Here is a 9,062-nt window from a genome sequence, read left to right as displayed (position 1 = left end):
GGGGCGGGGCTGAGGGTGGAACGTCAGAGAACGTTCGCAGATTAGCCCCGCCCCGTTCGCCCACCAAACCGATGCGCGCATTGCGCACCGCCAGGCCGGGGTTTTACGGGAAAACACCGAGCCTGGTGCAGGGCGCGTGGCCCTGTTCAGGCGGGTGTGGCGCTCAGTGCGCGCTGCCGCGGGGCTTGGCGGCCTTTTTGGCCGGAGCCTTCTTTGCGGCGGCGGGTTTGGCGTCGGTGCCAGGCTTGACGGTGGATTCGGCCATCTGCTGGCCGCTGATGCCAGCGAACAGGGCGGCGGCGCGCACCTTGATCTCCAGCAGTTCGTCGGCGCTGACCGAGTACTGGCCGGTGGTCTTGTTGACCTTGATGCCGAACTCGACTTCCTTGCCGTGGTTGCTCAGGATGCCGCAGGTGAACTCGTAGTCTTCCGCTTCGCAGGGCAGGCCCAGCAGGGCGACGTCGTGGTCTTCGTATTCCACGCGGGTGATCTCGCCGCTGGCGAGGTCGAGCAGGCCGGTCGACTTGATGAGGTCGTCGCTGAGTTCATCGGTGATCGTGATCGGCAGTTTCAAGTCCACGGAGGCATCCTGGGTGTCAAAAGGGGGAGGGATTGTGGCACGAGGCGCCCTGGCGGGCGACCTGCGTTTCAATCGACGATGTCGACCCCGGCCTTGAAGGCAAAGCGGCCCTTGATCTCGGCGGCGCCCTCGGTGGGCTCGGGGTAGTACCAGACGGCGTCGGGGTTGATCTCGCCGTTGACAAAGAGGCTCAGGTAGTAGGCCTGGCCCTTCCAGGCGCAGCCCGTGCGGTGGTTGCTGAAGGTGGTGTGCTCGCGCTTGAGCGAGGCTTCGGGGAAGTAGTGGTTGCCTTCGAGGGTGACGATGTCGTCGCTCTCGGCCACCACCACGCCGTTCCAGATGGCTTTCATGCGGGGTCTCCTGTGTGGAATGGGGCGATGCTATCCCACCCCCCAGCTTTGAAGTGGCCGCCTCCCTAGGGTGTTGGATGGACGCCCTGCGGCATCGGCGTAGCGTGGGGCCTCTTCATCACTGCGTACTGCGCAAGCTCAGAGGACGCCCCCATGGACTACCCCGGACGTGTCATCCAACAAGGTGAGGCCGACGCGGCCATTGTCAAGGCGCTCAAGGCGCAACTCAACCAGGCCCTGGTGCTCAAGGGGGACGAGGCCCTGAAGCTGGATCCGGCCAACCCGCGCTTCGGGCCCACCATGAAGCAGGCGGTGCAGCTCTTCCAGGCCCGCCATGTGGACCGCGACGGCAAACCCCTGCGGGTGGACGGCCAGGTGGGCTCGCTGACCTGGGAGGCGCTGTTCGGCCAGGCCAGCGTGCCGCAGGCGCCCACCGCCAGCGACCCCTTCCTGGCCGAGGTGCTGAAGTGGGCCGGGGGCGAGGCGGACAAGGCCGTGCGCGAGAAGCCGCCCAACTCCAACCGTGGGCCCGAGGTCGACGCCTACCTGAAGCGCGCCGGGGTGTCGCCCGGGCTGGCCTGGTGCTGTGCCTTCACCTACTGGTGCTTTGACGAGGCCGCCAAGGCAGCCAGCCGCGCCAACCCCATGTTCAAGACGGCGGGGTGCCAGGCCCACTGGAACGGCGCGCCCAGCCAGGGGGCCCGCCGCATCCTGCGCCACCAGGCCGTGGCCGACCCGGGTCTGGTCCAGCCCGGCATGCTCTTCATCATGGCCTTCACGGGTGGCACCGGCCACACGGGCTTCATCGAGCGGGTGGAGGGCGGCCTGCTGCACACCATCGAGGGCAACACCGATGCCTCCAAAACCCGCGAGGGCGGTGGCGTTTACCGCCTCACGCGCAAGGTGGGCGACATCAACAAGGGCTTCATCGACTACAGCGGCCTGTGAGCCTGATGGTGCGGGTGACGTGAAATTGACGCCGAAGTGAGGGTGGCCAGGCGTCGGATTGGTGACAAGCCCGCGTCCAGGCCTGCTCCAATCGGTGTCATGACTGATTCCTTGCACATCGCCGTGATCGGCGCGGGCCTGGCCGGCCTGTCTTGCGCCACGGCCCTGCAGGCCGCCGGCCACCGCGTTCAGGTCTTTGACAAGAGCCGTGGCCCCTCGGGGCGCTTGAGCACCCGCCGTGGCGAGGGCTGGCAGTGCGACCACGGCGCGCAGTACTTCACCGCCCGCGACCCGGGCTTCCGCGCCGAGGTGGCGCGTTGGGAGGCGGCTGGCGTGGCCGCACCCTGGCTGGCCCGCCTGGGTGTGTGGCCGCCTGGTTCGGCTGGGGTGGCGGGAGTGGTGTCCGAGGGTGAGGCGCGCGGAAACCTCCGCCCCCTTGAGTCCAGTGATCCCCGTGACCCCCTGGCGCCCGGCGCCCTGCAGCGCTTCGTGGGCACACCCCGCATGACGGCGCCTGCCGCCTGGCTGGCCCAGGGCCTGACGCTGCACACCGAGCACACCGTGCAGGGCCTGCAGCGCGATGGCGGGGCCTGGCGCCTGCTCACTGCCGAACACGGGCTCTTGGCCGATGCGTTCGATACGGTGTTGCTCGCCGTGCCCTCGCCCCAGGCCGGGCCGCTGCTGGGTGAGCACGCCCCGGCCTTGAGCGCCCTGGCCTCCGGCCTGCGCATGCGCGGCAGCTGGGCGCTGATGTTGCGCTTCGACGCCACCCCGGCCATGCCCTTTGACGCCGCGTTCGTGAACCAGGGCCCGCTGCGCTGGGTGGCACACGACGGCCACAAGCCCGGCCGGGGCGAGGCCGCCACCTGGCTGCTGCACGCCACGGCCGAATGGAGCGAGGCCCACATCGAAGACCCGCCCGAGACCGTGGCCCCTCTGATGCTGGCCGCCTGGGCCGAACTGGGTGGCCCGCCGCCCGCCGCGTGGACGGCCCACCGCTGGCGTTATGCCGACACCGACCCCGCCTGTGTGCCGCCCGAGACCGGCTGCGCCTGGCTGCCCGAGCAGGGCCTGGGCCTGTGCGGAGACTGGCTGCATGGCGGCAAGGTGGAAGGCGCCTGGCTCAGCGGCCAGGCGCTGGCGGCGCAGGTGCGCGGGGCCTGATCTCCCACCGCACCTCCGAACGCGCGGCGGCGGTCAGTTCGCCGCCACCGGGCCATCGAGCGAGAACACGCCGATGGCCTCCACCAGGTTCTGCGCCTGCTTGGTGAGGTCATCGGCCGCATGGGCGTTCTGTTCCACCATGGCGGCATTGCTCTGCGTGGTCTGGTCGATGTCGTGCACCGCCGCGATCACCTGGTTGAGGCCGCTGCTTTGTTGCGAGGTGGCGTCGTTGATCTCGTTGACCAGGGTGGTGACCTGGTCGATGGCCTTGACCACCTCGGACATGGTGTGGCCCGCCTGGTCGACCAGGAGCGAACCGCGCTCTACCTCCTGCAGGCTGCCCGAAATCAGCTGTTTGATCTCCTGCGCGGCCTGGGCCGAGCGGCCTGCCAGGGCGCGCACTTCGTTGGCCACGACGGCAAAGCCGCGGCCCTGTTCACCTGCGCGGGCGGCCTCCACCGCGGCATTGAGCGCCAGCAGGTTGGTCTGGAAGGCGATGCCGTCGATCACCGTGGTGATGTCGGCCACACGGCCCGATGATTTCGAGATGCCCTTCATCGTTTCCACCACCTGGGCCACCACCGCCCCGCCCGTCGCTGCCACCTGAGAGGCCTGCTGGGCGCAACGGCTGGCGTTGCTGGCGTGGTCGGCGTTGTTGGTCACCGTGCCGCCCAGGTGCTGCATCGACGAGGCGGTCTGCTCCAGCGCCGCCGCCTGCTGGTTGGTGCGGTCGTTCAGGTCGGCGTTGGCGTAGGCAATGCTCACTGCGGTGGCGTTCACCTCGTCCACCCCATTGCGCACGCGGGTCACGAGGTTGCGCAGTTCGTCCTGCATGGTCGAGAGCGCGCTCAGCATCACGCCGATCTCGTCCTTGCCCTTGGGCATGAACTGGTGACGCAGGTCGCCGCGCGAGATGCGCAAGGCCACATCCGAGGCCACCTGAATGGGGCGCACCACACTGCGGTAGATCACGGCATTGGCCATCACCACCAGCACGGCCATGACGGCGCCCAGGGCCAGGGAAATCCGGCGCAGCAGGGAGGTGTCGTGGCCCACGCCGGCAATGGCCGCGTCCATCTGCTCAGATTCTTCCTTGACAAAGGTGCTCAGGCTGGCCTGAAGGGCCTCTGCGGCGGTGTCGAAATTGGCCATCAGCTGGTTGCCCTCCGAGGGGCCGCCGCTGACATAGGTCTCGGCCATGGTGACACCGACCTTGTAATAGGTGGCAAAGCGCTGGCCCATCTCGTCCAGCTGCCTGAGCTTGGCCTCGTCTTTGGCTGCTGTGGCGCGGGCCCGGAAATCGGCCAGGTGGTGCAGGAACTCGTCGTGCTGTGCCTTGGCTTTCTTGAAGCCGTCGTCCAGCCCGTCCTGCCCGCGGGTGGCCGAAACGTCCTGCAGGTACTGCTGCACCTGGATCACGTCCTCCTGCATGGACTTGGCCTGCATGGCTGCGCGCACATTGGCCGTGATGCCCTCGCCCACGCTGGTCTGGATGCGGCCCAGGCCCCATTGCAGCCAGAGCGCAAAGGCCGCAAACAGCAGCAGCGGGATGGCACCGTTGACCACCAGTTTGACTTTGATGGACCAGTCGGCGAACAGCACGGGCTGGCGCGTCGGGTCGGTCGAGGGCGTGTGCATGGGACCTGTCTCCTGTGACCCGATGTGCGGCACGGGCAACCGGGGGCATGGGCTCCCCGTCGTCCATATCGGCCGGAGGTGACCCTTTCGTGAGCAGGGTCGCGCACAAAAGGCCGAAGGCGTGATGTGCATCACGGCTGACACCTCTGCTGACATCTGTGCAAAGAAAGGTGTCGCCCATTTCATGTAAATGTGTAAACTGCACATTTGTGACATGTGGCAGCGTCCGCCTGAGCGCGGCACAGACGAAGGAGATGACCATGAACGCATTCCCCCAACACCTCTCTCGCGCCAGCCTGGCTGTCGCCCTCTCCAGCCTCGGTCTGGCCCTGGTGGCCTGTGGCGGCGGTGGCGGTGGCAGCACCTCGGCCACCACCTCCAGCAGTGGCACGGCCACGGCCGCGTCCTACAGCGGCACCGTCAGCGGCTTGGGCTCCATCGTGGTCAACGGGGTGCGCTTCTCGACCACGGGCGCCACCACGGTCGATGGCGACGATCCCCGCCTCTCGCACAGCTCGGCCTTCACCCTGGGCTCGACCGTGACCGTCAGCGGCACGGTGGACGACAGCACCTCGACCGGCCAGGCCAGCACGGTGACCGTGCACGGTGGCGTGCGCGGGTCGGTCTCGGCCGTTGACACCACGGCGCAGACGCTGACCGTCTCGGGCCAGACCATCCAGGTCGACGCCAACACGGTGTTCGAGGGCCTGAACGGCGCCACCTTCAACCTCACCGTGATCCAGACCCTGCTGGCCGCGAGCACGCCGGTCTATGTGGAGGTGTACGGTGTGGCCGATGCCAACAACGTGATCCTGGCCTCGCGCATCGAGCGCAAGAGCGCCCTGGCCAGCGGTTACGCCGTGCTGGGCACCGTGGCCGCGCTGGACACCACCGCCAAGACCTTCAGCCTGACGCTGCGCAGCGGCACCGTGGTGACGGTCGATTACAGCGCCGGTGAGCTGCTGCCCACGGGCGTGACCCTGGCCAATGGCGCCGTGGTGCGCGTGCGCTCGGCCACCAACCCGGACACGCTGGCCAGTGGCGCCACGCTGAGCGCCAGCAAGGTCATCGTCAAGGTGCAGAAGCAGAGCGTGGGTGCGGCCAAGTTGCGCGGCGCGGTCACGGCCATCAGTGGCACGACCTGGTCGATTGGCGACGTGAGCGTCGACGTGTCGCAATCGCCCGTGCTGGAAGGCTTCACGGCCCTGAGCGACGTGGTCGTGGGCACGGTGGTGAAGGTCAAGGGCAACTACGTCAACAGCGTGCTGGTGGCCACCAAGGTGGAGTCGGAAGGCTACGAGTCGCGTGACAACGCGGGCGGGGTCAAGCTCTATGGCGTGGTCAGCAACGCGACCGCCGCCTCGGGCAGCAGCCTGGCCACGTTCGACGTGCAGGGCGTGACCGTCTCGATCGCCAGCGGCTCTTCGCTGGCCCTGCCGGCCAATGCCAGCTACGTGGAAGTGCGCGCCGCGCTGGTCAACGGGGTGCTGACGGCCACCTCGATCTCGAGCAGCAGCAACGCGTCGACCAAGGCCTTCGAGGTCTACGGCACCGTGCCTTGCCCCAATGGCAGCTCGGACCTCAGCACCACCTTCACCCTGACGCTGCGCAATGGCAGCACCAGCAGCGTGAACGGCTCGGCCGCCACCATCAAGGCCGAGCGGGGGGTGAGCCTTTCCAGCGTGGTGGCCAACGCCAGCTGCCTGGTCGAGGTCAAGGGCACGACCGGTGGCAGCAGCGCGATCACGGCCAGCGTGATCGAGGTGAAGTCGCGCAATTGACGGTTCGCGCGACGCCGTCTGGCTGAGCGCTCAGTGCGCGTGGGTGGTGTCGGCCACCCGCGTGGGCCGAGGTGCCAGCCAGACGGCGGCGGCCGCGAGCACGAAGGCGCAGCCTGCCGCCCAGAAGATCTGGTTGGTGGCCAGCATCACGGCCTGGGCCTGCACCAGGTTGTTGACCGTGCCCAGGGCCTGGTCGGCGCTGAAGCCGCTTTGCTGCAGCTGCTGGCTGACCTCGCCAAAGCGGTCGCTCAGGCCCGAGAGCTCGGCGTGCATCATGCTGCTGCGGTCCTCCCAGCTGGTGTTGACCAGGCTGGTGGCAAAAGCACCCGAGAGCGTGCGGCAGAAGTTCATCAGGCCGGCGGCCGAGGCGGTTTCGGGCTCGTCGACGCTGGAGAGCGCCAGGCCCGTGATGGGCACAAAGAAGAAGGGCAGGCCGATGCCCATGGCCAGCAGCGGCAGGCCCACCTGCCAGTAGCCCATCTCCAGGTTGGCGTGGGTGCGCAGCAGGGTGATCACGCCCAGCCAGGCCACACCGAAGAACACCAGCTTGCGCGGGTCGACCTTGGTGGAGAGCTGCGCGGCGATGGGCGCCGAGACCACGGCCAGGATGCCCGTGAGCGCCGTGACGTAGCCCGCCTGCGTGGCCGTGTAGCCCATGTAGCTTTGCAGCCAGAGTGGCGTGAGCACGGTGGCACCGAAGAAGGCACCAAAGGCCAGGCTGATGGTGAGCACGCTGGCGCTGAAGCCGCGGTGGCGGAAGACGCGCAGGTCGACCACCGGGTCCTTGTCGCCCAGCTCCCAGATCAGGAAGGCGATGAAGCCGACCAGGGCCGTGATGCCCAGCACCACGATCTCGGTGGAGGCGAACCAGTCGAGGTCCTTGCCTTCGTCGAGCATCAGCTGCAGCGCGCCCACCCACACGATGAGCAGGGCCAGGCCCACGCCGTCGATGCGGCTGGCCTCGGTGGCCGATTCATAGCGCTTGAGCATCTTCCAGCCCAGCACGCCGCAGACCAGCGCCACCGGCACGTTGATGAAGAAGATGTAGGGCCAGGAGGCCGAGTCGCAGATGGTGCCGCCCAGGATGGGCCCGAGCACAGGTGCCACCAGCGTCGTCATGGCCCACAGGCCCACGGCCGCGGCGGCCTTCTCCTTCGGGAAGACGCGCAACAGCAGCGTTTGCGACAGCGGCATCAGCGGGCCACCTGCCAGGCCCTGGAAGACACGGAACAGCACCAGGCCGCCCAGGCTGGTGGCCAGGCCGCACAGCGCCGAAAACAGGCCGAACAGCAGCATGGAGGCGATGAAGACGCGCACCGTGCCGAAGCGCCGCGCCAGCCAGCCCGTGAGCGGCACGGTGATGGCCTCGGCCACGGCGTACGAGGTGATGACGTAGGTGCCCTGGCTGGCCGTGGCGCCCAGGCTGCCCGCGATGGTGGGCACCGAGACGTTGGCGATGGTGGTGTCGAGCACCGCGATGAAGTTGGCCGAGGCCAGCAGCAGGCCCGCGCCCACGAGCGCCGCGCCTTGCAGTGGCTGCAGGCTGGCGTCATCGGGGTGGGTGGTGGGAGGGGCAGACATGGGGTGCCTCCGCTCAGCGTTGGGCCACGGCGATCCGGGCCTGGGTGCGGGTGTCGATGGTGGCGTCCATCGAGAGGCCCACCTGCAGCGGGCGCTCGCGCAGCTCGGCCGCGTCGATGGCGATGCGCACCGGCACGCGCTGCACCACCTTGATCCAGTTGCCGGTGGCGTTCTGGGCCGGGATCATGGCGAAGGCCGAGCCCGTGCCGCCAGCCAGGCCGGTGACCACGCCGTGGTAGGTGATGGCCTTGCCGTAGAGGTCGGCCTTGAGCTCGACGGCCTGGCCCACCTGCACCTTGGCCAGCTGGCCTTCCTTGAAGTTGGCGTCGACGTGCACGTTCTGCGTCGGCACCACGGACAGGAGGGTGCTGCCCGCCTGCACGCGCTGGCCCACCTGCACCTGGCGGCGGGCGACCACGCCGTCGATGGGGGCGCGCAGCACGGTGCGTTCGAGGTCGACCTTGGCCTGGTCGCGCTTGGCGCGGGCCAGGGCCACTTCGGGGTTGGTCTCGACCGTGGTGTGGGCCGTGAGCGTGGTGTTGGCGGCCAGGGCGCCTTCGGTGGCGGCGCGGTTGGCGCGGCTTTGCTCGGCAGCGGCCTTGGCTGCGGCGAAGCGGGCGGTGGCGGTGCGCAAGGCGGTCTGCGCGTTCGAGAGCTCTTCGCCCGAGACCGAGCCGCTGCGCGCCAGGGCCTGGCGGCGTTCCAGGTCCAGCTGCGCGCGGGCCAGGTCGGCCTGGGCCACATTGAGCTGGGCGGCGGTCTGCAGGGCTTCGGCATCGCGGGCGGCCACCTGGGCCTTCAGGCCGGTGTCGTTGGCGAAGTAGCCCTGCACGCGGCGCTGGGCGCGGCCCAGTTCGGCTTCGGCTTGCGCCAGGGCCAGGCGGGCGTCGGTGTCGTCGAGCACCACCAGCACTTCGCCCTTGCGCACGGCCTGGGTGTCGACCACCTTCACGTCTTGCGCGATGGCGGTGATGGCGGGCGTGATCTGGGCGATTTCGGCTGCGGTGTAGGCGTTGTCGG

8 protein-coding genes are annotated in these 9,062 nt (G+C 68.8%); 3 read left to right on the top strand and 5 right to left on the bottom strand.

Annotation, left to right across the window (positions count from 1 at the left end):
- Nucleotides 1-163 precede the first annotated feature (163 nt).
- Nucleotides 164-580 (bottom strand): hypothetical protein, encoded by a 417-nt coding sequence (locus QZ994_RS16865; protein WP_290874327.1) that lies wholly within the window; start codon nucleotides 578-580, stop codon nucleotides 164-166.
- A 68-nt stretch (nucleotides 581-648) separates the two neighbouring features.
- The gene (locus QZ994_RS16860) at nucleotides 649-930 is read right to left on the bottom strand and encodes a DUF427 domain-containing protein (protein ID WP_290874324.1); all 282 of its coding nucleotides are present in this window, start codon (nucleotides 928-930) and stop codon (nucleotides 649-651) included.
- A gap of 153 nt (nucleotides 931-1,083) precedes the next feature.
- Between QZ994_RS16860 and QZ994_RS16855 the strand changes: the two genes are divergently transcribed.
- A complete protein-coding gene (locus tag QZ994_RS16855) occupies nucleotides 1,084-1,878 on the top strand; it encodes a CHAP domain-containing protein (RefSeq protein WP_290874321.1) in 795 nt (264 codons plus the stop codon).
- A gap of 99 nt (nucleotides 1,879-1,977) precedes the next feature.
- On the top strand, nucleotides 1,978-3,042 hold the full coding sequence (locus QZ994_RS16850) for an NAD(P)/FAD-dependent oxidoreductase (RefSeq protein ID WP_290874318.1): 1,065 nt from the start codon (nucleotides 1,978-1,980) through the stop codon (nucleotides 3,040-3,042).
- A gap of 33 nt (nucleotides 3,043-3,075) precedes the next feature.
- On the opposite strand, the gene QZ994_RS16845 is transcribed toward QZ994_RS16850, so the two are convergent.
- On the bottom strand, nucleotides 3,076-4,680 hold the full coding sequence (locus tag QZ994_RS16845; RefSeq protein WP_290874317.1) for a methyl-accepting chemotaxis protein: 1,605 nt from the start codon (nucleotides 4,678-4,680) through the stop codon (nucleotides 3,076-3,078).
- A 260-nt stretch (nucleotides 4,681-4,940) separates the two neighbouring features.
- Here QZ994_RS16845 and QZ994_RS16840 point away from each other — a divergent pair, with 260 nt between their 5' ends.
- Entirely contained in the window at nucleotides 4,941-6,461 is a 1,521-nt protein-coding gene (locus QZ994_RS16840; protein ID WP_290874316.1) for a DUF5666 domain-containing protein, read from the top strand.
- Between the two features lie 30 nt (nucleotides 6,462-6,491).
- Here the strand turns inward: QZ994_RS16840 and QZ994_RS16835 are convergent, their stop codons facing one another.
- Nucleotides 6,492-8,042 carry a DHA2 family efflux MFS transporter permease subunit gene (locus tag QZ994_RS16835; protein WP_290874313.1) on the bottom strand — a complete coding sequence of 517 codons (1,551 nt, stop codon included), beginning with the start codon at nucleotides 8,040-8,042 and terminating at the stop codon, nucleotides 6,492-6,494.
- Between the two features lie 13 nt (nucleotides 8,043-8,055).
- Nucleotides 8,056-9,062, bottom strand: a 1,007-nt coding sequence (locus QZ994_RS16830) for an HlyD family efflux transporter periplasmic adaptor subunit (protein ID WP_290874310.1), incomplete at its 5' end; no start/stop codon positions are given.

This window comes from Aquabacterium sp. (assembly GCF_021768455.1).
GTDB lineage: Bacteria > Pseudomonadota > Gammaproteobacteria > Burkholderiales > Burkholderiaceae_C > Aquabacterium.
This window is presented reverse-complemented; position numbering and strand designations above follow the sequence as displayed.

What these genes read in the sequence shown, in the direction of transcription:
- QZ994_RS16860 (WP_290874324.1), bottom strand. Translation starts at nt 930, where the DNA reads ATGAAAGCCATCTGGAACGGCGTGGTGGTGGCCGAGAGCGACGACATC.
- QZ994_RS16855 (WP_290874321.1), top strand. Translation starts at nt 1,084, where the DNA reads ATGGACTACCCCGGACGTGTCATCCAACAAGGTGAGGCCGACGCGGCC.
- QZ994_RS16850 (WP_290874318.1), top strand. Translation starts at nt 1,978, where the DNA reads ATGACTGATTCCTTGCACATCGCCGTGATCGGCGCGGGCCTGGCCGGC.
- QZ994_RS16845 (WP_290874317.1), bottom strand. Translation starts at nt 4,680, where the DNA reads ATGCACACGCCCTCGACCGACCCGACGCGCCAGCCCGTGCTGTTCGCC.
- QZ994_RS16840 (WP_290874316.1), top strand. Translation starts at nt 4,941, where the DNA reads ATGAACGCATTCCCCCAACACCTCTCTCGCGCCAGCCTGGCTGTCGCC.
- QZ994_RS16835 (WP_290874313.1), bottom strand. Translation starts at nt 8,042, where the DNA reads ATGTCTGCCCCTCCCACCACCCACCCCGATGACGCCAGCCTGCAGCCA.